Origin of the sequence: Bradyrhizobium sp. CCBAU 11434, assembly GCF_028128895.1 — a bacterium.
GTDB lineage: Bacteria > Pseudomonadota > Alphaproteobacteria > Rhizobiales > Xanthobacteraceae > Bradyrhizobium > Bradyrhizobium zhengyangense.
On the sequence record NZ_LBJX01000099.1, the window covers coordinates 213,129 to 234,660 of the forward strand.

General features: G+C 65.0%; 21 protein-coding genes and 1 pseudogene. 15 read left to right on the forward strand and 7 right to left on the reverse strand.

From position 1 onward, the window contains the following. Positions 1-75: 75 nt before the first annotated feature. The 5 genes and pseudogenes from XI06_RS31805 to XI06_RS31825 all read left to right on the forward strand — a co-directional run bounded on the left by XI06_RS31805 (position 76) and on the right by XI06_RS31825 (position 4,039). The gene (locus XI06_RS31805; protein ID WP_271607187.1) at positions 76-993 is read left to right on the forward strand and encodes an NADP-dependent oxidoreductase; all 918 of its coding nucleotides are present in this window, start codon (positions 76-78) and stop codon (positions 991-993) included. 139 nt (positions 994-1,132) lie between these two features. Beyond that, positions 1,133-1,768: a nitroreductase family protein gene (locus tag XI06_RS31810; protein WP_271607188.1), complete on the forward strand. Its 636-nt coding sequence runs from the start codon at positions 1,133-1,135 to the stop codon at positions 1,766-1,768. A 92-nt stretch (positions 1,769-1,860) separates the two neighbouring features. Next, positions 1,861-1,989, forward strand: a pseudogene (locus XI06_RS31815) (family 1 glycosylhydrolase); the annotation flags it as partial. Positions 1,990-2,170: 181 nt separating this feature from the next. Continuing rightward, the gene (locus tag XI06_RS31820) at positions 2,171-3,403 is read left to right on the forward strand and encodes an acetyl-CoA C-acetyltransferase (RefSeq protein ID WP_237864731.1); all 1,233 of its coding nucleotides are present in this window, start codon (positions 2,171-2,173) and stop codon (positions 3,401-3,403) included. A gap of 333 nt (positions 3,404-3,736) precedes the next feature. After that, positions 3,737-4,039, forward strand: a complete 303-nt coding sequence (locus XI06_RS31825; protein ID WP_008139488.1) for an HU family DNA-binding protein — start codon at positions 3,737-3,739, stop codon at positions 4,037-4,039. Between the two features lie 71 nt (positions 4,040-4,110). Here the strand turns inward: XI06_RS31825 and XI06_RS31830 are convergent, their stop codons facing one another. The 4 genes from XI06_RS31830 to XI06_RS31845 all read right to left on the reverse strand — a co-directional run bounded on the left by XI06_RS31830 (position 4,111) and on the right by XI06_RS31845 (position 7,802). Next, on the reverse strand, positions 4,111-4,266 hold the full coding sequence (locus tag XI06_RS31830) for a hypothetical protein (protein WP_237864730.1): 156 nt from the start codon (positions 4,264-4,266) through the stop codon (positions 4,111-4,113). A gap of 4 nt (positions 4,267-4,270) precedes the next feature. Continuing rightward, entirely contained in the window at positions 4,271-6,658 is a 2,388-nt protein-coding gene (gene lon, locus XI06_RS31835; protein ID WP_271607189.1) for an endopeptidase La, read from the reverse strand. Positions 6,659-6,666: 8 nt separating this feature from the next. Then, complete coding sequence (locus XI06_RS31840; RefSeq protein ID WP_237872981.1) at positions 6,667-7,050, reverse strand: Hsp20/alpha crystallin family protein; 384 nt, start codon at positions 7,048-7,050, stop codon at positions 6,667-6,669. Between the two features lie 182 nt (positions 7,051-7,232). Next, entirely contained in the window at positions 7,233-7,802 is a 570-nt protein-coding gene (locus tag XI06_RS31845) for a YciE/YciF ferroxidase family protein (protein WP_237864727.1), read from the reverse strand. 145 nt (positions 7,803-7,947) lie between these two features. Between XI06_RS31845 and XI06_RS31850 the strand changes: the two genes are divergently transcribed. The 5 genes from XI06_RS31850 (at position 7,948) to XI06_RS31870 (ending at position 13,158) form a co-directional block, all read left to right on the forward strand. Further along, a complete protein-coding gene (locus tag XI06_RS31850) occupies positions 7,948-8,574 on the forward strand; it encodes a MarC family protein (RefSeq protein WP_271607190.1) in 627 nt (208 codons plus the stop codon). Between the two features lie 193 nt (positions 8,575-8,767). After that, a complete protein-coding gene (locus XI06_RS31855) occupies positions 8,768-9,415 on the forward strand; it encodes an L-fuculose-phosphate aldolase (RefSeq protein ID WP_237890031.1) in 648 nt (215 codons plus the stop codon). A gap of 12 nt (positions 9,416-9,427) precedes the next feature. Next, entirely contained in the window at positions 9,428-11,215 is a 1,788-nt protein-coding gene (locus XI06_RS31860) for a chloride channel protein (protein WP_237864725.1), read from the forward strand. 125 nt (positions 11,216-11,340) lie between these two features. Further along, positions 11,341-12,660, forward strand: coding sequence for an alpha/beta hydrolase (locus tag XI06_RS31865; RefSeq protein WP_271607191.1), 1,320 nt, complete (start codon positions 11,341-11,343; stop codon positions 12,658-12,660). Positions 12,661-12,777: 117 nt separating this feature from the next. Next, entirely contained in the window at positions 12,778-13,158 is a 381-nt protein-coding gene (locus tag XI06_RS31870) for a hypothetical protein (RefSeq protein WP_237864723.1), read from the forward strand. Between the two features lie 147 nt (positions 13,159-13,305). On the opposite strand, the gene XI06_RS31875 is transcribed toward XI06_RS31870, so the two are convergent. Continuing rightward, positions 13,306-13,524: a hypothetical protein gene (locus XI06_RS31875; protein ID WP_237864722.1), complete on the reverse strand. Its 219-nt coding sequence runs from the start codon at positions 13,522-13,524 to the stop codon at positions 13,306-13,308. A 225-nt stretch (positions 13,525-13,749) separates the two neighbouring features. On the opposite strand from XI06_RS31875, the gene XI06_RS31880 reads away from it, so the two are divergent. From XI06_RS31880 to uraD, 4 genes are all read left to right on the forward strand, one after another. Then, positions 13,750-14,034 (forward strand): hypothetical protein, encoded by a 285-nt coding sequence (locus XI06_RS31880; protein WP_237873016.1) that lies wholly within the window; start codon positions 13,750-13,752, stop codon positions 14,032-14,034. A 91-nt stretch (positions 14,035-14,125) separates the two neighbouring features. After that, a complete protein-coding gene (locus XI06_RS31885) occupies positions 14,126-14,539 on the forward strand; it encodes a DUF3830 family protein (protein WP_128950562.1) in 414 nt (137 codons plus the stop codon). Next, positions 14,540-15,475 (forward strand): allantoinase PuuE, encoded by a 936-nt coding sequence (puuE, locus tag XI06_RS31890; RefSeq protein WP_271607192.1) that lies wholly within the window; start codon positions 14,540-14,542, stop codon positions 15,473-15,475. 7 nt (positions 15,476-15,482) lie between these two features. Next, a complete protein-coding gene (gene uraD / locus XI06_RS31895; protein WP_271607193.1) occupies positions 15,483-16,370 on the forward strand; it encodes a 2-oxo-4-hydroxy-4-carboxy-5-ureidoimidazoline decarboxylase in 888 nt (295 codons plus the stop codon). On the opposite strand, the gene XI06_RS31900 is transcribed toward uraD, so the two are convergent. Next, positions 16,367-19,093, reverse strand: coding sequence for a molybdopterin-dependent oxidoreductase (locus XI06_RS31900; protein WP_271607194.1), 2,727 nt, complete (start codon positions 19,091-19,093; stop codon positions 16,367-16,369). The genes uraD and XI06_RS31900 overlap by 4 nt on opposite strands. Then, positions 19,090-19,917 (reverse strand): FAD binding domain-containing protein, encoded by an 828-nt coding sequence (locus XI06_RS31905; RefSeq protein WP_271607195.1) that lies wholly within the window; start codon positions 19,915-19,917, stop codon positions 19,090-19,092. The genes XI06_RS31900 and XI06_RS31905 overlap by 4 nt, the downstream gene beginning before the upstream one ends. Before the next feature lie 152 nt (positions 19,918-20,069). Here XI06_RS31905 and XI06_RS31910 point away from each other — a divergent pair, with 152 nt between their 5' ends. Further along, entirely contained in the window at positions 20,070-21,419 is a 1,350-nt protein-coding gene (locus XI06_RS31910; protein ID WP_271607196.1) for an 8-oxoguanine deaminase, read from the forward strand. Positions 21,420-21,532: the final 113 nt, after the last annotated feature.

Genomic DNA, 21,532 nt, shown 5'->3' on the forward strand with positions numbered 1-21,532 from the left:
GATGACATTTTGTCGATAGCCGCAGCGTCCACGCGCCCGAGCCCAGAGAGACAAACGACCCAAGAGAAATTGATCATGAAGGCAATCGTCGTAACGGACCAGGCGGCGGGAACCGCCGGAATGAAGCTGGTGAAGCGACCCGAGCCGCAGGCGGCGATAAACGACGTCATCGTTCAGGTTCATGCGTCGGGATTCGTCCCGACTGAGCTGGAGTGGCCCTCGACCTGGACCGATCGCCTCGACCGTGATCGAACGCCGTCGATCCCTGGGCACGAGCTGGCCGGAGTGGTCACCGCTCTCGGCTACGGCACGACGGGACTGTCGGTGGGACAGCGAGTGTTCGGCCTCGCCGACTGGTATCGCGACGGCACCCTGGCGGAGTATGTAGCCATGGAGGCACGCAACCTCGCGCCGCTTCCGGGCGACGTCGACTTCACGGTGGGCGCGAGTCTGCCAATTTCGGGCCTCACCGCGTGGCAGGGACTGTTCCAGCACGGCCGCCTTCAGGCGGGGCAGAGCGTACTCGTGCACGGCGCGGCGGGCGCAGTCGGTTCGATGGTGACGCAGCTCGCACGAGAGTTCGGCGCCTACATCATCGGCACCGGACGTGCTGCCGACCGTCAGACGGTGCTCGAGTTCGGCGCGAAGGAGTTCGTCGACCTCGATAGCGACGCGCTGGAGGACGTCGGCGAGGTCGATCTGGTGCTCGATGGCATCGGCGGCAACATCGGGAAGCGCTCCGCTGACCTTATTCGAACCGGAGGAACGCTGGTGTCCATCGTCGGGCCGGCCGAGGCGCGGCCCGTCGACGGCCGCGTGGTCGACTTCGTCGTCGAGTCCGATCAGGCCCAACTGAGTGAGATCGTTCAGCGGGTGCGGGACGGACGACTGCGGACGAACATCGGCAGCGTCTCGACCCTTGACACTGCCGTCGCCGCCTTGAACCCGACCAAGCGACGCACGGGGAAGACGATCATCCGCGTTCGTCCCTGAGCGACGCATGCCCATTGATGCACGCAGCCGGCCGGCACCGTAGCTGGACGGCAGGTGAGCGCCGATGCGAGCAAGGCACGAGTGCCACCAGCGGAAACACTTCTACACTTCAACCTAGCTCTCACTTATAGGAATCTCCATGAGCGACGGAATCACGATGACCAACACCGTCATCGAATGCATTCTGAGCCGTAGCGCCGCCAAGTACTACGACCCTGCTGCCATCTTAAGCGACGACCAAATCCGCGAACTGGTGCGAATCGGCACCACCGCGCCGACATCCCTCCACTTGCAGAATTGGCGCTTCATCGCCGTACGTACGCCTGAAGCAAAGGCTCGGTTGCATCCGATTGCCTGGCATCAGCCCGCGATCACCGAAGCAGCCGTCACCTTCATCGTCTGCGGCCAGTTGGCCGATTCCAGCGTAATACCAAAGCGCCTCGCGCCACTGGTGCAGGCGGGCATCATGCCGGCAAAGATGGTGCCGGATTGGGAAATCCCCGCACGCGATCTGTACATGGAGTACCCGCAGCGCCAACGCGACGAGGCAGTACGTACCGCCACCTTCGGGGCGGCGGCGATAATCTATGCGGCCCGCTCGCTGGGCCTCGGTTCGACGCCGATGATCGGTTTCGATGCCGAAGCAGTGGCCCGAGAGTTCGCGCTGGACGAGGACGAAGTGCCGGTCATGCTGTTGTCCGTAGGGGGGGAGCGTCCCGGAAACTGGCCACAGAAGCCGCGCCGTCCGGTGGCCGATGTGCTGGAATTCGCATAGTTGAGGAGTCCGGTCTTGGCAGGGCGGCCGCCGGATTGTTCGGACACTGGGTCCATGCCTTGCATTTCACGGGTGGTCGATGCCCCGACTGCGAATGGGTCTTCGGGCTCAACAGGCGCTTCGGGCTCTACCACGTCAATTTCGACACCCAGGTGCGTACGGCGAAGCTCTGCGCAAGCTGTTACCGCAACGTGATCGCGAATAACGCGGCGGTGGCGTGAACTCTTTGCCTCTCCCCGCATGCGGGGAGAGGCCGGATTTTACGCGCAGCGGAAAATCCGGGTGAGGGGGAGTCTCCGCGAGTCCGTCTGATCCCATTTTTGCTGAGACAGCCGCTCATTGACTCCCCTCTCCCCCTGATTCAAAACCGTCCTCAACACGCATAACAAGAGGACAACGCCCATGACCGACGCGCTGATCATCGATGCCTGCCGCACCCCGCGCGGCGTCGGCAAGGCCGGCAAGGGGGCTCTCTCAGGCATTCATCCGCAGCAGCTCGGCGCCACCGTGCTGCGCGCGCTGGCCGATCGCACCGGGATCAACACCGCCGATGTCGACGATATCGTCTGGGGCTGCAGCGCGCAGGTGGCGACGCAGAGCGGCGATCTCGGCCGTATGTCGGCGCTCGATGCCGGCTATGACGTGCGCGCCAGCGCCGTGACGCTGGATCGCTTCTGCGGTTCCGGCATCACCAGCGTCAACATGGCGGCCTCCTCGATCATGGCGGGCGCGGAAGAACTCGTCATCGCCGGCGGCTGCGAGATGATGTCGATGGAGGGACGTCGCGGCGGCGGCCCGATGATGATGGACTCCGGCAATCTGCGGCTTCGTGCAAAACATCCGCAGTCGCATCAGGGCGTCTGCGCGGATGCGATCGCGACGCTGGAAGGCATCACGCGTCGGGACGTCGACGCGCTTGGCCTTGAAAGCCAGAAGCGCGCCGCCCATGCGATTGCCGGCGGGTATTTCAAGAAGAGCCTCGTGCCGGTTTATCGCGAGGACGGCAGCCTCGCGCTCGACCATGAAGAATATCCGCGGCCGCAGACCACGATGGAAGGGCTGGCGGCGCTGAAGCCGGCATTCCCGGCGATCGCCGACTATGCGCTGGACGACAAGGGTACGACCTATCGCGGCCTGATCCTGCAAAAATTCCCTGACCTCGACATCGACTTCATGCACCACGCCGGCAATTCGTCGGGCGTCGTCGACGGCGCCGCAGCGATCCTGCTCGCGTCACCTTCTTACGCCAAGGCGCATGGCCTCAAAGCCCGCGCCCGCGTGGTCGCCATGGCCAATATGGGGGACTCGCCGACCCTGATGCTGAACGCGCCGGTGCCGGCGACGCGCAAGGTGCTGGCGAAGGCGGGGCTCACCATCGACGACATCGACCTGTTCGAGATCAACGAGGCCTTTGCGGTGGTGGCCGAAAAATATATCAGGGATCTCAAGCTCGATCGCGCCAAGGTCAACGTCAATGGCGGCTCGATCGCGCTCGGTCATCCCATCGGGGCGACGGGCTCGATCCTGATCGGCACTGTGCTCGACGAACTCGAACGGCGCGACCTCAAGCGCGGTCTCGTCACGATGTGCGCGGCCGGTGGCATGGCTCCGGCCATCATCATCGAGCGCATCTAGTGCGCCGCGGCCCGTAAAAAGCAGGGAAAAACGTCGCAGGGCGACGATCAAGCCTTATTTTTCAGGGTGAATCGCGCTTCTCCTCGCACAAAGAGGCCGGTCGTCGCTTGTCGAAAGCATCGAATCAGCTTTAGCAAGGCTGCTTGCGGGCCTTTGAAACAAGGCAAAAACCGCTGCGCGAGGCGCCATCCGTTCTGGAAGCCGCTAAAATGCAGGGTTTTTTGTCTCAGGGGGCCAAAAAAGCCCGTAAAACCGCGACAAAACTGTGCAGAAGGCTATAGGCCTTCGCCGGTTGGTCTAATATGCAACCGGCAACGAATCAGAGGAGACACGATGCCAGCCCAAATGTCCAAATCGCAGTTGATCGAAAAGATTGCGACCGCCACCGAGCTTTCCAAGCGCGACGTCAAGAGCGTCATGGAGACGCTGACCGACGTCGGCCACAAGGAGCTCAAGAAGAACGGCCTGTTCCTGGTGCCGGGCTTCGCCAAGTTCGTGGTCATCAAGAAGCCCGCGACCAAGGCGCGCAAGGGCACCAACCCGTTCACGGGCGAAGAGATGATGTTCAAGGCCAAGCCGGCCCGGAAGATCGTCCGCGCCCGCCCCGTCAAGGCCGCCAAGGACGCCGTGGCCTGATAACGCAAAGGCCCCCTCGATGAGAGGGGGCCTTTTGGTTTGAATGGACCGCAGGGGCCGATCGGAGGGGATCAGCCCTTGCGGCGCCTCACCCGGACCGGGATCGGCTGAAGCCGCGGCTCAGGTCCTGCAAGTGCATCGCGCACCCGGTCGATGGCACGGCCGAGCAGCTGGCGCAGCTTTTGCGTTTTTCGCGATCGCTTTGCGTCTTCCAGCAGTTTCTTCATCGCATCACTCCGCCGCTTCGACCTTCGCATCGACTCCCACCGGCTCGAGCGCCGCGGCGATGGCCTCGTCGACGCGCTCCAGCCAGATGAATTCGAGGTTGTCCCGCGCGCTCTTCGGGATGTCGTCATAGTCCCGCTTGTTGCGCGCCGGCAGCATCACCCGCTTCAATCCGGCGGCGGCCGCAGCCACCACCTTCTCCTTGATGCCGCCGACCGGCAGCACCAGGCCGCGCAGCGAGATCTCGCCGGTCATCGCGGTGTCGCTCCGCACGGTGCGATTGGTGAGCAGTGATGTCAGCGCCGTGAACATCGCCACGCCCGCGCTCGGTCCGTCTTTCGGGGTTGCGCCCGCAGGAACGTGAACGTGGATGTCGCTCTTCTCGAACACCTGGGGATCGATGCCGAGCTGGTTCGCTTTGCTCTTCACCAGCGTCAGCGCGGCCTGCACGCTCTCGCGCATGACCTCGCCAAGCTGGCCGGTCAGGATCATGCCGCCGCGGCCGGGCACGCGCGAGGCCTCGATGAACAGGATGTCGCCGCCCACAGGCGTCCAGGCAAGGCCGGTGGCCACGCCCGGAATGCTGGTGCGCTGCGCGATCTCGCCTTCGAAGCGCGGCTGTCCCAGCACGTCGCCGATGTCCTTCGCCGTCACCACCACCTTTGTGGTCGTGCCTTCGGCGACCTGCACCGCGGCATGGCGGAACACCTTGCCGATCTCACGCTCGAGGTTACGCACGCCGGCCTCACGGGTGTAACCCTTGACCACTAGCCTCAGCGCATCCGGCTCGATCTCGGCCTGCTCGGCCGTCAGGCCATTGGCCTCCAGCTGCCGCCGCACCAGATACCGCCGCGCGATCTCCAGCTTCTCATCCTCGGTGTAACCGGCCAGGCTGATCAGCTCCATGCGGTCCAGCAGCGGACCCGGAATCTGGTCCAGCATGTTGGCGGTCGCGATGAAGACGACGCGCGACAGGTCGAAGGGCACGCCCAGGTAATTGTCCCGGAACGTCCCGTTCTGCTCGGGGTCGAGCACCTCCAGCATCGCGGCGGAAGGATCGCCCTGGACGCCACGGCCCATCTTGTCGATCTCGTCCAGCATCATGACGCAGTTGCGGGCGCCCGCCTTCTTGATGCCCTGGATGATGTTGCCGGGCAGCGCGCCGATATAGGTGCGCCGGTGACCGCGGATCTCGGCCTCGTCATGCACGCCACCCAGGCTGACGCGCACGAAGGGGCGATCCATCGCACGCGCGATGGACTGGCCGAGCGAGGTCTTGCCGACGCCGGGCGGGCCGACGAAGCACAGGATCGGGGCCTTGCCCTGCGGCGCCAGCTTGCGCACCGCCAGATATTCGATGATCCGGCTCTTGATCTTCTCCAGGCCAAAGTGATCCGCATCCAGGATGCGACGTGCCTCCTTGATGTCGATCGGCTTCTCCGCGGGGAGCGCCCAGGGCAACTCAATCAGCCAGTCGAGGTACGTGCGGACCATGCCGGCTTCGCCGGCAGCCTCGGGCATGCGCTCGTAGCGGCGCAGTTCCTTCCTGGCGTGCGCGTCCGCCTCCGGCGGCATGTTGGCCTTGGCGATCGCAGCCGTCAGGTCGGCGACCTCGGCAGACTTGCCGTCGCCTTCGCCCAGTTGCCGCTGGATGGTCGCCATCTGCTCGCGCAGGATCGCCTCGCGCTGCCGCTCGTCGAACGAGGCGCGGGTCTTCTGGCCGATCTCGTTGGAGATGCGCAGCACCTCCAGCCGCTCGGCCAGGTGCTTCGACACCTTCTCGACGCGCAAGGAGAGGTCGATGGTCTCCAGCACCTCCTGCTTGTCGGACGGCTTGATGTCCATGAACGACGTCGCCAGGTCCGCCAGCGCGCCGGGCGCACTGGTGCTCTGGAACATCGCGACCAGCTCGGGCGGGGCCTGCGGCAGCAGCTCGATCGCCTCGATGGCCTGGCGCTGCAGGTTCAGCGCCCGTGCCTCGATCTCGGCTGAGGTCGTGGTCGGCTCGGGGATCTGCTGGAAGCGCGCAGCCAGGAACGGCGTCCCCGGCAGGAAGTCGAGGATACGCGCGCGCTGCACGCCCTGGCAGACGATGTGATGCGTGCCGTCGGGTGCGGTGATGTAGCGCACGATGTTGGCGATGGTCGCGACCTTGTAGAGATCATCAGGGCCGGGCTCGTCGGTCTCGGGGCTGCGCTGCAGCACGATGCCGACCGGCCGCTGCTCGCGCAGCGCCTGCTGCGCGGCGGCGACGGATTTCGGGCGTGCGATCGCGATCGGCGCGATGGCGCCGGGGAACAGCACCATCTCGCGCACCGGGATGATGATCAGTGCGTCGTCGGGGATATTCACGTCAGGATTGGTCTGTGCGGTATTCATCTGTTCGGTGGCCATGATCGACCTCAGGATTTGGCGAGGCGCAGCGCGACGCAGCCGTCCATCACGAAGCGGCTGATGGCGTAGCGGCCAAGGGGCAATGCAATGCGGCGCTCAAAACGCCCCTGCGGCAGCTCGAGCCGGTGGATGCGGGCGTTGCGAAGCTCCGGCGGCAGCGTGCGCTGGCCGGATATGACCAGCACGCCGTCATGGATGACGGTCTCGACATTGTCCGGATTGACGCCGGGAAGCGCGACCAGGATCAGAAGCTCATGCTCGGTCTCGAGCACGTCGATCGGCGGCTCCCAGCAGGTGTCCTGACGGCCGAACTGCTGCCGCATCCGTTCGGCGCGGGTCAGCTGGTCGAGGGCCTCGGACAGCATCCAGTCAAAGGGATTCTTGGGTTGCATGGCAAAACTCGGGGAAGGCGCTGCGGTTGGAAAACGGGATATGGTGATGGTTCCCGCAAATTCCAGCATCGCGCGTTTGCGGCATGCCTGCCTCTCTTGGCGGAGCAGGCCCTTGCGCTCAGACGCATCGACGCCGCGAAAGATGTTCCGCGGCGCCGGAGGTAACAATTGGGTGGTCTGGATCAGGCGGCTTCGCGGTATTCGGCCTCGGCTTCGAGGTTGATGACCGACGTGGCGAGCTCGGTCAGGGTGTGGTCGGTCGCCTCTTCCTCGTCCAGCGTATCCTGGAGCAGCCTTGCCGCCTCGGGCATGCCGAGCTCTTCGGCCCAGGTGCGAAGTGTGCCGTAACGGGAGATTTCGTAGTGCTCGACGGCCTGCGCCGCCGCGAGCAGCCCGGCATCGAGGGCAGGGGCGTTCTTGAAGTCCTTCATGATCTCGGCGCCCTCGTCGGTGATGCCGTTGATCGCTTCGCACGGTTTGCCGCGCGCGGGCTTGTTCAGCATCCCGAAGATCTGCTCGAGCCGTCTGACCTGGCCCTGCGTCTCCCGCAGGTGTTTGTTGAAGGCGGCGGCAAGGTCCTTCGAATGCGCGGCCTTGGCCATCTTCGGCAGCGTCTTGATGATCTTGTTCTCCGCGTAATAAATGTCCTTCAGCGTTTCCAGGAAAAGGTCGCTCAGCATCTTAGGCGCCCGACGCGGGCGGCGCGACGCGGTCTTTTTCGCGGGTGCACGTTTCTTTGCTTTCTTCGCCATTGGTCCTCCTCATGAGGCGACACGGGAAGGCCCGTCCTTCCTCAATCCTCACGCGATCAAGAGCCGGGACGGGCAAATGTTCCTCGCGAAGGTCTGCGCGAGCCGCTATGGCTGGCCTTCCATCCTCGCCCGAGGCGCCTGACACATGCTCGACTTCGCCCTGTCCGCCTTCGTCACGCTGCTGCTGGTGGTCGATCCCGTCGGCCTCGCACCGGCGTTTCTGGCCGCGACCGGCGGCATGCCCGACGCGAGCAAGCGGACGGTGGCGGTGCGGGCGCCGTTCATCGCGGCCTCGATCCTGGTCGTGATCGCGCTGGTCGGAAACTGGCTGCTGCGCCAGCTCGGGATCGGCATCCCCGCCTTCCAGATCGCGGGCGGGCTGCTGCTGTTCGGCGTGTCCTACCAGATGATCTTCGGCGACCGGCCGCATCGCGAGGCGCGGGAGGCGGACAAGGCGACGGCCGAGCACGCCTCCGATGTCGCGGTGTTTCCGCTCGCAATCCCCATGATGGCCGGTCCCGGAGCGATCGCAACCACGCTGTTGCTGGCGGGCGATGCCGGCTATGGGGCAAGGCTCGCCATCATCATCGCGATCGTGCTGGCGGTCTGCCTGCTCTGCATGCTCTGCTTCGTCTCGGCGCACCTGATTGCGCGCACGCTCGGGCGCACCGGAAATGCCGTGCTCTCGCGGGTGCTCGGCATGCTGCTGGCGGCCTATTCGGTGCAATTCGTGATCAACGGCATTGCGGCTGTCCGGGCGAGCCTGTCTTGAGGTCTGCGGGCCTGCGACAAACTGTTAATCTGTTGATTTTACGATAAATTCATGTCCCGGGCGGGCGCGCCAGAAATCCAGTGCCTGAACAGGTCCGCTTTCGCTTGCACTGCCATATTGCTTTGACGTACTTCGGGTCTAACAAGAGCCCATCGAAGAAATCGACAAGAAGGTCGAGATGAAATCGAAGTCGATGACAGCGGACGAACTCGCAAAGAGACAGGCCATCATCGACGCCTGCCGCCGCATGAATGCGCTCGGCATCAACCAGGGCACATCAGGCAATATCAGCGTGCGGCATGGGGACGGGCTCCTGATCACGCCCACCAGCCTGCCCTATGACACCATGACGCCGGACCAGATCGTCTTCATGGCGATGGACGGCTCGCATGCCCCAGGCCAGAAGCCGTCCAGCGAGTGGCGCTTCCATCTGGACATCCTGAAGGCGCGCGCCGACGTCAACGCCGTCGTGCACGCCCATCCAACCTATTGCACCATCCTGGCGATCATGGGCATGGAGATCCCGCCGGTGCACTACATGATCGCGGCGGCCGGCGGCGACAGCATCCGCTGCGCGCCCTATGCCACCTTCGGGACCGTGGAGCTATCCGCGCATGCGGTGCGCGCGCTGGAGGGCCGGCTCGCCTGTCTGCTGGACCATCACGGCATGATCGCGCTCGGCCAGACGCTCGACAAGGCGATGTGGCTCGCCGTCGAGGTCGAGACGCTGGCGCGGCAGTATCACGGCTGTCTCCAGATCGGCAAACCGCCGCTGCTCTCGAGCGCCGAGATCGAGCGGGTCCGTCAGCGCATGGCCGGCTACGGCCTATCGGAAGGGTAGGGCTCGCAAGCGGTGTTCGCGCGGATCAGATATTTCGTCGACGGCAAGGGCACCAACCGCACGATGGTTCGGCTGCGCGCACTGTTGCGCAGCAACGAGTTCTACCTGATCCCGCTCGCGCTCGTGATCGGCACGCTGGCCGGTGCGATCGTGACGCTGATGGCCGTGATCGCGCAGATCGCCCACGTCGTGATCTTTGGCATTCCGATCGACGTGCGCCTCTCTGCCAACGCCTATATCAGCCCCTGGGCGGCAATGATCGCGCCGGCGCTCGGCGGCCTCGTGCTCGGCATCATGGAATGGTGGCGGCGACGGCTGAAGATCTCGAGCGCAGTCGACCCGATCGAGGCCAATGCGCTGCGCGGCGGCATTCTGTCGATGCGCGACAGCGTGGTGGTGTCGAGCCAGACGCTGATCTCGAACGGTTGCGGCGCCTCCGTCGGCCTCGAGGCCGGCTACACCCAGATCGGCTCGGGCATCGCCTCGCTGTTCGGCAAGTTCTTCAACCTCCGCCGTAACGATCTCCGCCTGATGGTCGGCTGCGGCGCCGCGGCGGCGATCGCGGCCGCTTTCGGCGCGCCGATCACCGGCGCGTTCTACGCCTGCGAGCTGATTGTCGGTGTCTATTCCGTCGGCAGCGCGGCGCCGATTTTGGCGGCCTCGCTCGCCGGCGCGCTCACCGCGCAATGGCTCGGCGGCGCGCCTTACTCCATCGAAATACCGAAGGTCAGCGCCGTCGGCGTCGAGCAATATCTGGCGCTGATCGGGCTCGCGCTTGTCACCAGCGGCGTCGGCATTGCCGTGATGCGCTCGTCCTCGATGTTCGAGCGGCTGTTCAAATGGCTGCCGGTCTGGCTGCGCCCCGTGATCGGCGGTCTCGTCGTCGGAAGCTTCGCCCTCGTCACGCCGCAGGTGCTGGCGGCCGGCCACGGCGCCATGGTGCTCGACCTCTTCCACGACATGACGATCGGACTGGTCGCGATCATCATCGCGCTGAAGGTGACGGCCTGCCTGATCTCGCTGGCCTCGGGCTTCCGCGGCGGTCTTTTCTTCGCCTCCCTGTTCGTCGGCAGCCTGATCGGTAAGTTCTTCGCCGCGGTGCTGCTCTTGATCAGCCCGAACTTCGCGATCGATCCGCTGGTGGCGATGCTGACCGGCATGGCGACGCTGGGCGTGGCCATCGTCGGCGGCCCGCTGACCATGTCGTTCCTCGTGCTCGAGATGACCCGCAATGTCGACGTCACCGCCGTGGTGCTGGCCGGCTGCATCGTCACCTCGATCTGCGTCCGCTTCATGTTCGGCCATTCCTTCTCGACCTGGCGCCTGCATCTGCGCGGCGAGACCATCCGTAGCGCCAATGACGTCGGTTGGCTGCGCAACCTCACCGTCGAGCGGCTGATGCGCTCCGACGTCGGCAAGGTGCCGTCGAGCACGACGATCGCCGCGACCCGCAGCGAATTTCCGCTGGGGTCGCGCCCGGGCGTCGTCATCGTCAACAATTCCGACGAATATGTCGGCCTGGTCCTGCTGCCCGACTTGTTCTCCAGCGACCTCGACACCATCGCCGATGATATCCAGATCATCGAGCTCGCGCGGCTGACCGAAATCGTGCTGATCCCGGAAATGAACGTGAAGTCTGCCATGGCTGTGTTCGACGAGGCCGAGGCCGAAATGCTGGCGGTGGTCGATTCCACCGACAGCCGCAAGGTGGTCGGCTTCCTGACCGAGACCACCGCCCGTCGCCGCTATGTCGAGGAGATCGACAAGGCCACGCGCGGCGTGCTGGGGGCGCTGTCCTGAGGTCTTCACCCCGGGCAAGTTGACGCTGGCACGCTGGGCGGACTTGCCAGATCGTTCACAACCTCTAGGCTAGGGATCGACGGCGGGGCTGGCGCCTGGCCGCATCCAGCGACGAGGGACGTGCGATGTCGGACACGCTTCGCCTGTTGCTTGCCTTGCTCGAACTCGGGCCCCGGCTGAAGGATCTGCTGGGCGACAAATGGCCCCCTTACGCCGACGAATTGCAGGAATTGGCCGGCCGCGCCGGCAAGGGCGAGGATCCGGCCAGGCTTCGTCAGTCGCTTGACCTGCTGCTCGTGCGGCTGCTCGCCGAGGCGCCGGCCACGGAACTCGTCGAGCATTTGATGGAAGACATGACGGCGCCCATGGCTGCCACGGAGACTGTGACCCGCCGCGGCCGGGTAACGCCGCTGGTCGTCCCGGACATTGTCGGGCCGAGCACGGATGAGGCGACCGGCGTCGTCACCATCCCCGTGTTCTACGGCACCGACCGCGCCCGCGGCGACGACACGCCGGCGCACTATTTTGGCGGTGCGCGCGGGACGCCGTCATTCGGAATCGCGGAGGTCAGCGTGCCCACGCGTGGCCGCGACCTCGGCGAACTCACCAGCCCGAGCTGGTGGCACCTCGAATTCTCGGCCAATCCGGAAAAGCATGTCATCCTCAAGTCAGTGGGAGCGCTTGGCAGGGACACGTTCGTTACGAGTCTGAAGGACTCGCTTGCGGCCGCGGATTTGCACGACGTCCTGATCTTCGTGCACGGCTACAACGTCACTTTCGAGGACGCGGCGCGGCGCGCCGGGCAGCTTGCGGTGGATCTGAAATTCGCCGGCAGGACGCTGCTGTATAGCTGGGCGTCGGCGGCGGACACCAAGAAGTACACGGTGGACGAGAGCACGATCGACTGGTCGCGCGATCATTTCGAGACATTTCTCCAGCTTGCGCTCGGCGAGATCGGTGCCGGCAAGGTCCACGTCATCGCTCACAGCATGGGCAACCGCGCGGTGATCAACACGCTCGAGCGCGTGACGTCGTGGCAGCTGCCGGCCGGCGCCGCAAAGCTCGGTCAGATCATCTTTGCCGCGCCCGACATCGACCGCGACCGTTTCGTCCAGCTCGCGGCCAGGTTCAAAGGCTGCGCTGCGCGCGTCACGCTCTATGCGTCGTCGCGCGACGTGGCGCTGCTGGCCTCCAAATTCGTGCACGGCTATCCCCGGGCGGGCGAGGCCGGTGACGCGCTGACCGTTGTCGACGGCGTCGATACGATCGATGCCTCGCTGGTCGACACCAGCCTGGTCGGCCTGCGCCATTCTTATTTCGGCGAGAAGCGCTCGATCCTGAACGACATGTTCAATCTGATCGTGCAGCAACTCGCGCCCGACCAGCGTTTTGATCTCCAGGTCGCGGGCGATGCGTTGCGGAAGTATTGGAGTTACAGGGCCTAGAGGTAGCGCGACCAGTCAAAACGTGGCAGATTGCCGCGATCACGAAACCATTTCGGTGCTTTGCGCATTATGTGGTGTTTCCATATCTTTTCTTTGGCGAGAGCGGAGGACGTGAGGATGAGTGACAGGTCCGTGAAATCGAGAGTTGGCCGCAGCACCGCACTCGCCGCATTCGCCAGTCTCGCTTTGGTCGTTGCTTCCGTCTCGCCGTCAGCTGCCGCGTCGCCGGCAGCGGCCAAGGCCGCGACTGCCGCTGTGGCCGGGCAGGGCTCGTCCAACGCGACCGATTTCAGCGCCGCGCGCCGTCATCGCTATTACCGGCGTGGGCCGAGCGCTGCGGGCCTTGCCTTCATGGGCGCCGCGGTTGGTATGATCGGAGGCGCGATCGCCGAGAGCCGGCGCCAGGAATATTACGACAACTATTACTATGGCGGCCCGCGCTATTATGGTCCCGGCTACGGCTATTACGGTGGACCGCGCTACTACGATCCGTATTGACGGATGCCGTAGCCCGGATGGAGCGCAGCGAAATCCGGGATCACTGGAGCATGTCGCAAGCGTCCCGGATTACGCTGCGCTCTGCGCAGCAGCGTTGCACGCTGCAGCGCGTCCGGGACACGAGAGCCGCGCCCTACGCCTTCCGTATCACCGTCCCGCCGGCGCCGACATTGCGCCATTGGCGTAGCGCGACCAGTCAGGTTCCGTCGGCTGCGATGGCCACATGGCCGCGTTGGAGTCGCGCGCCGACTGGGTGATGGGAGCAGGTCGTGCCTTGCGAAGGTGGTGATGGTCGTTCGCGGCCGCGGTCTGGATGGTGATGGCAGCGATCAGCGTCGCGCCGAGAATGGCAAGAGTCTTCTGCATGGTTGTATCTCCCGTGACGACGTCCCGGTCGTGAGAAATGTCGTCGTCGTCGCGGCTGACATGGCGATGCCGCCAGCCTGATATCACTGTCGCCGGGTTCACGATGGGGCGAGCAAATTTTTTGGTCCCGGCTAAATATTCGGCAGCCTCCTGGCGGGGGCCGGATGGACTTGACCAGCGCCATCAGGTTGAATGGGGGCAACAAAGGTTTCAGGCGCGACAATGATGTCGAAATATCTGCTGGTCCTGCTTTTGATCGCCTCGCCGGCTGTGGCGCAGGTCAAAACCGCTCCCAAAATCTCGGCGGCACATCCTGACCCCTGCGCTCCGATCGGACGCACCGCGGACGGCAAGCTGGTCTATTCCATGAAATGCGAGAACCTGCCGGCACCGCCTCCGCCACCGCCCCAGGCGGAACTGAAGGAGGCGCCGGCGGCAGCCGCCGCTGCGGAGCCCGAGCCGGAGGTGCGGCGGAGCGGCATATTTGGCTGGTCCTACGACCGCAGGTAATGGGTCCTAGCGCCCTTGCGCGAAGCCCGCTGGAATGCTCTTTGCGTGCAAGTTCCCCGTGGGGCCTCACCCCCCGATCCAGAGAGATGAGATGAGCAAACTCGTTATCCGCGCCGGCGATTTCACCTTCGATGCCCGCTTCGAAGAGGAGGCCGCACCCAAGACTGTCGCGGCGTTCCGCAAGGCGCTGCCGTTCGAGAGCCACATCATCCATGTACGCTGGAGCGGCGAAGGCGTCTGGATGCCGCTCGGCGATCTCGACTTTGGCGTCGGCTATGAGAACCACACCAGCTATCCCGCGCCGGGCCAGATCATCCTCTATCCTGGCGGCATCAGCGAGACCGAGATCCTGCTTGCCTATGGCGGCGTGCACTTCGCCAGCAAGATGGGCCAGCTCGCCGGCAATCACTTCATCACCGTGACTTCGGGCCTGGAGAACCTGGCGACGCTGGGCAAGAGCGTGCTGTGGAAGGGCGCACTGCCGATCCGCTTCGAGGAAGTCTAAGTGACTGATATCAGCTACCCGCGCGATCTCCGCGGTTACGGTCGCAACCCGCCGCATCCGGAGTGGCCCGGCCATGCGCGGGTCGCGGTGCAGTTCGTCGTCAATTTCGAGGAGGGCGGCGAGAACAACATTCTGCACGGCGACCGTGCGTCGGAAGCGTTCCTGTCCGACGTGCTGGGCGCGCAGCCCTGGCCCGGCCAGCGTCACGCCAATATCGAATCCATGTTCGAATATGGCTCGCGCGCCGGCTTCTGGCGCTTGTGGCGCATGTTCAATGAGCGCAACTGGCCGACCACCGTGTTCGGTGTTGCCACCGCGCTGAAGCGCAATCCGGAAATCGTCGCGGCGATGAAGGAGTCCGGTTGGGACATTGCGAGCCACAGCCTGAAATGGATCGAGCACAAGGACATGACGGAAGCGCAGGAGCGCGCCGAGATCGCCGAGTCCATTCGCGTCCACACCGAGGCCACCGGCGCGCGTCCGCTCGGCTGGTACACCGGGCGCTCCTCGATCAACACCAACCGTCTGCTGATGGAGGAGGGCGGCTTCCTTTATCTCTGCGATTCCTACGCCGACGATCTGCCCTATTGGGTCAAGGGCGCGAACGGCAAGCAGCTCGTCATTCCCTATACGTTAGATGCCAACGACATGCGCTTCATCAACCCGCAAGGGTTTGCCGAAGGCGAGCAGTTCTACACCTATCTGAAGGACGCCTTCGACGTGCTCTATGCCGAAGGTGAGACCGCGCCGAAGATGATGTCGGTGGGGCTGCACTGCCGCCTCGCCGGCCGGCCCGGCCGCGCCGCGGGCCTGATCCGCTTCCTCGATTACATCGGCAAGCACGATCGCGTCTGGGTGCCGACGCGACTTCAGATCGCGCAGCATTGGCACGACAAGCATGCGGGTCTTGCCGACAACGCTTTCGAGATCCGGTAAAGATCTGATGGCGCAAATCTCGCTCGCCGATCTCAACACCGCAAGCAGGGCCGACTTCGTCGCCGTGCTCGCCAACGTTGTCGAATATTCGCCGTGGATCGCCGAGCAGCTCGCGGCACAGCGGCCGTTCGCCGGTATCAACCAGCTGCACGCCGCGCTAATGGCGGCGATCCAGGCTGCCGAACCCGACGTACAGCTGGCGCTGATCCGCGCGCATCCCGATCTCGCCGACAAGACCCAGCGCGCCGCGGGCCTGACGGCGGAATCGACCAGCGAGCAGAACAGCGCCGGCCTCGACCGGCTGTCGGAGGCCGAATATTCCGCGTTCGAGCGCGTCAACAACGCCTACCGCGAAAAATTCGGCTTCCCCTATATCGTCTGCGTGCGGCGCCACACCAAGGATTCGGTGCTGCACGACTTCGAGACGCGTCTGCGCAACATTGCCAAGACTGAGACGCGCCGCGCGATCGAGGAGATCGGCCGTATCGCGGCCCTGCGGCTCGATCAGCTCGTCGTCGCCGATGACAGACTGAAAGTGCACGGCCGGCTCTCGACCCATGTGCTGGATAATCACATAGGCAAGCCGGCCCCCGGAATCGCGGTGGAGCTCGTCGAGCTAGCCGCGCTCGGCGAGAATCGCGTCATCGCGCGCGGCGTCACCAACGCTGACGGCCGCACCGACCAGCCGCTGATCGGCGGCCGCCCGCTGCCGATCGGCCGCTACGAGCTCCGCTTCAACGTCGGAAGGTATTACGCCGAACGCAATGTGCAGCTTCCCGATCCGCCGTTCCTCGACGAGATCCCGCTGCGCTTCGCGATCAGCGAGCCGGAAGGCCACTACCACGTGCCACTGCTGGTCACGCCGTGGAGCTACTCGACCTATCGCGGGAGCTAGTCGCCGAACTTGTCGTGTAGCGCCGGAAACAGCCGGTCCGGCTTGAACGGCGGTGCGGTGAAGCGGATGCCGGTGGCATCAGCGATGGCGTTGCCGAGGGCCGCGGCGACCGGATTGTAGGGGCTCTCGCTCATCGACTTCGCGCCCAGCGGTCCGATCGTGTCGGAGGTCTCGGCGAACAACACTTCCGTGCGCGGCACGTCCGCGAAGGACGGCAGATGGTAATCGCGGAATTTGGGATTGGTGACGCGGCCCTCGGCGTCGATCACCATCTCCTCGTAGAGCGCAGCACCGAGCGCCTGGGCGACACCGCCTTCGACCTGCCCCCGGCATTGCATGGGATTGGCGACGACGCCGGCATCGGCCGCCTGCACGCTCCTGAGAATCCTGACCTCGCCGGTGCCCTTGTTCACGGCGACGCGAAAGCCCTGCACGTTGAAGCCGACCGAACGCGGCGTTCCCTCGGAATTGCCGTGAGCGACGAGCGGACGACCCGCCTCGCGCGCCAGCCTGGCAAGCTCGGTAAAGGACATGCGTCGCACGCCGCTGACGACGAACTCGCCCTCGAGCGTGCACGTCGCGACATCGCAAAGCCACGCGCCGGCTGCGGCTGCCTTCAGCTCGGCTGCAAGCTGCATCGCGGCGGCCTGCGTTGCCTTGCCGGCCACGAAGGTGCCGGTGCTGCCATAGGCGCCGGTGTCGTGGCCGCCATGGGCGGTGTCGGACTGGCGCAGGCGGATTCTATCGACGGTGGTCGCGAGCACAGTGGCGGCGATCTGCCGGTGCACGGTGCTGGTGCCATTGCCGAACTCGGCGGTACCGACGGTGAGATCGAAGCCGCCATCGTCGTTGAGCGCGATCATGGCGTCGGCGATGTGGCCGGCGGGCGGCGCGGTGTCGATCATGGTCAGCGCGATGCCGTCGCCGGTCAGCCAGTCCGGCGACAGCTCGCCTTGCGACTGATCCACCCGCATCGCGCGCTCGACGAGATCGATGCACTGGTCGAGCCCGTAGGAGCCGTAGAGCACGTCGTGATATTCGGATTCAGGCGGCGACAGCATGGGATCGCCGGGCCTGACGACATTGCGGCGACGGATCTCGTAGGGGCTGATGTCGAGCTGCTTCGCCAGTTCGTCGATTGCGGCTTCCACCGCGATCACGGACTGCGGCAAGCCATAGCCGCGAAACGCGCCTGCTGGCACCGTATTGGTGTAAACGACGAAGCCGTCGACGCGCTTGTTCGGGCAGTTATAGACGGCGATCGACTCGTTCACCGCGTGGAACATCACGGAGGGGCCGTGATTGCCATAGGCGCCGGTGTTGGAGAGCACGTCGAGCTGCAGCGCGGTGAGCTTGCCCTGGGCATCGGCGCCGGCCTTGACGTGGACGCGCATCGGATGCCGCGTCGAGGTCGCGATGAACTGCTCCTCGCGGGTCAGCTCGAGCTTGACGGGGCGTCCGGTCTTCAGTGCGGCCAGCGCCAGAATATCCTCGACGAACATCTCCTGCTTGCCGCCGAAGCCGCCGCCGACCCGCTCGCAGAACACGCGGACCTTGTCCATGGGAAGCTGGAAGATGTCCGAGAGCGCGCGCCGCGTCAGGAACGGGACCTGCGTCGAGGTGCGGACGTTGAGCACGCCTGTCGCGTCGAGCCAGGCGAGGCCGCCATGGGTCTCCAGCGCCGCATGCTGCACACGATGGCTGTGGAAGGTGGCTTCATAAGTGACGGCGGATGTGGCGAGCGCGGCGGCGACATCGCCGAATTCGCCATGAATCTCCGCGACCAGATTGCGCTGCGCGTCGGCAACGCGGTTGGCGCTGGTCCTGTCGGGATGAACGAGCGGCGCGCCCGGCATCATCGCCTGCTCCGGATCGATCAGCGCGGGCAGAATCTCGTATGTGACCGTCAACCGGCGGCAGGCTTCCTCGGCCGCGCCTTCACTCTCGGCCACCACCGCCGCGACCCTCTGGCCGATGAAGCGGACGACGTCGTCGAGGATGCGGGTATCCTCGGGATCCATCCAATCCTTCTCATGCCGCGCGGTCGATGTCAGCACCGACGGCGCATCCTCATGCGTCAGGATTGCGTGCACGCCCGGAACGGCCATCGCCGACGATCTGTCGATCGAAACGATCCGCGCGTGCGCATGCGGCGAGCGCAGCAGCTTGATGTGCAGCAGGCCATCGACGTGCGTGTCGAACGTGTAGCGCGCCTTGCCGCGCACGACGTCCGGACCTGCCGGCGCCGGCAGGCTGCGGCCGAATGCGCCGCCTGCCTTGATATCCTCCTCGACATTGCTCCTGCCGTGGATCGCATCCTCGATCGCGCGGTAGCCGGTGCAGCGGCAGATATTGCCCTTCAGCGCTGCGCCGAGATCGGTGCGCTGCGCCTGGTTCAGCGAAGCGCAGGTCAGGATCATGCCGGCGGTGCAGAAGCCGCACTGGAATCCCTGCGCGTCGAGGAAGGCCTGCTGCATCGGATGCGCGCCGTCCTCGCCGCCGAGCCCTTCGATCGTGGTGACGGCGCGCCCCTCCGCGCGAAACGCGGGGATCAGGCAGCTGTGCACGGGTTCGCCGTCGAGCAGCACGGTGCAGGCGCCGCAATCGCCGGCGTCGCAGCCCTTTTTCACCCCGAATTGGCCAAGCTCCCGCAGGAATGTGCGCAGGCACTGGCCGGTGCGCGGCGTTTGCGTAAATGTCGTGCCGTTGACTTCGAAACTCATGGCGATATTGCACCCAGCAGTTCGGCGCGGACCTCCTCGGCGAGCCGGAGCGTCATGTGCTTGCGCCAGAGTGGCTTGCCATGAATGTCGGTGTGATAGAGATCGTCGGGGATCTCCTCGGAGATCGCGGTGCGAAGCGTGCCCGCATCGATCGGTCCGGGAAACGACATCTGGATCGGGCGTACGGTCGATGCGGTCACGGTCAGCTTCAGCGCGCCAGTTGCATCGAAGCTTCCGATCAGAAGCGCCGCGGAGCGGCCGACCGGTGCGAGCGAAATCTGGCGAAACGCGGAGCGACGCTTCAGCGCCGCAATCGGGATATCGATCTGCCGCAGCAGGTCGCCCGGCGACAGGCGGTTGCGCTGGTTGCCGGTGACGAAGTCGGTGACGGGAATCCTTTGCTCGCCGCCGCCGGCCTTCCAGATGGTGCAGACCCCGTCGAGTGCGGCGGTCAGCGAGATCATCGGTCCCGCCGGCAGCGACATGCAGAGATTGCCGCCCACCGTCGCCGTCTTCCAGATCTTGAAGGAGGCGAGGAAGGCGCGGCAGCATTGGCCGATCAGCGGTGCAGCGAGCCAGTCGGGCGGAGAGGTGAACGCATCGAGTTGCGAGATGGTGCAGGTGGCGGCGATGCTGAGGTGACCGGGCGTGATCGTCAGCGCAGGCCATTTCAGATCGGTGAGATCGATCAGCCGCGTGAGGTGAACTTGCGGTTCGGAGAACAGCCACGTGCCGCCCGCGAGCCAAGCATCACCTGGCGTCCAAACGGGCAGATCGGAGCGCGTTTGCGGATGAGACACCGCTGTGATGGTATTCAAGTCCATGGCCGCAACAACGCCTGCGCCGAAGTGATTTGTCGAGGGAAAGTCTTGCAAGACCAGCGCCAAGTAGCAACAACAAGTCGCAGCCATAACGCTGTCGGGATGGCCTCTGCCTTGCAGGCGCTTTGTTAACGAGGGTCGGGAGAAACAGAGTCATGAGCGACGCAAAGCCGGTCTGGATCAGGGATCCCCTCGCCATTCTCGCTGACGGCGCCGGGCGCGGGATCGTCGTGAAGGATGGCCGCATCGTCGAGCTCGTTCCGGCCGGCGGGACGCCCGTGACCGCAGACGTCGCCGTGTTCGATGCGAGTGGGCATGTCGTGCTGCCTGGCCTCATCAACACCCATCATCATTTTTATCAGACGTTGACGCGGGCGCTGCCGGCGGCGATGGACCGCGAGCTGTTTCCCTGGCTCCAGGCGCTCTATCCGGTGTGGGCGAAGCTGACGCCCGAGGCGCTCGAGCTCGGCGTCACCGTGGCGATGTCGGAACTGCTACTCTCGGGCTGCACGACGACGACCGACCATCACTACGTCTTCCCCAAGGGGCTCGAAGAATCCGTCGATATCGAGGTCGGCGTCGCAAGGCGGCTCGGCGTCCGCGTGCTGCTGACGCGCGGCTCGATGAACCTGTCGCAGCGCGATGGCGGCCTGCCGCCCGACAGCGTCGTCCAGGACGAGGACACCATCCTCGCCGATAGCGCGCGCGTCGTCGCCAAGCATCACCAGCGCGGTGCGGATGCGATGGTGCAGATTGCGCTGGCGCCATGCTCGCCGTTCTCGGTGACGACGTCCTTGATGCGCGCCACCGCCGATCTCGCCGACAAGCTCGACGTGCGTCTGCACACCCATCTCGCCGAGACCGAGGACGAGAACAAATTCTGCCAGCAGATGTATGGCTGCCGTCCGCTCGACTATCTCGAGCAATGCGGCTGGCTCAACGGGCGGACTTGGCTCGCGCACGGCATCTTTTTCAACGCCGACGAGATGAAACGGCTCGGCAAGGCCAAGACCACAATCAGCCACTGTGCGTGCAGCAACCAGCTGCTGGCGTCGGGCTGCTGTCCGGTTTGCGAGATGGAAGAGGCGGGCGTCGGCATCGGTCTCGGCGTCGACGGCTCGGCATCGAATGACGGGTCCAATCTGATGCAGGAGGTGCGCGCGGCCTTCCTGTTGCAGCGGGCGCGCTACGGCGTGACCAAGGTCAGCCATAAGGATGCGCTACGCTGGGCGACAAAGGGTTCGGCGGCCTGCGTCGGCCGTCCGGAACTCGGCGAGATCGCGGTCGGCAAGGCGGCCGACCTCGCGCTGTTCAGGCTCGATGAGCTGCGCTTCTCCGGCCATGGCGATCCCATGGCCGCGCTGGTGCTGTGCGGCGCGCATCGGGCTGAGAGGGTGATGGTGGCGGGGAACTGGGCCGTGATCGACGGTGCCATCCCGGGACTGGACGTTCCGGACCTCATCCGCCGGCACAGCGCCGCAGCGCGGGCGATGCAGGCGGGATAGAGCATGATCCGGAAAAGCGTGAAGCGGTTTTCCGGAAAGATCATGCTCAAACAAAGAGCTAAAGCGCGATGACGATTCAGCCCAATCTCATCGCGCTTTAGGATAGAAAGAGG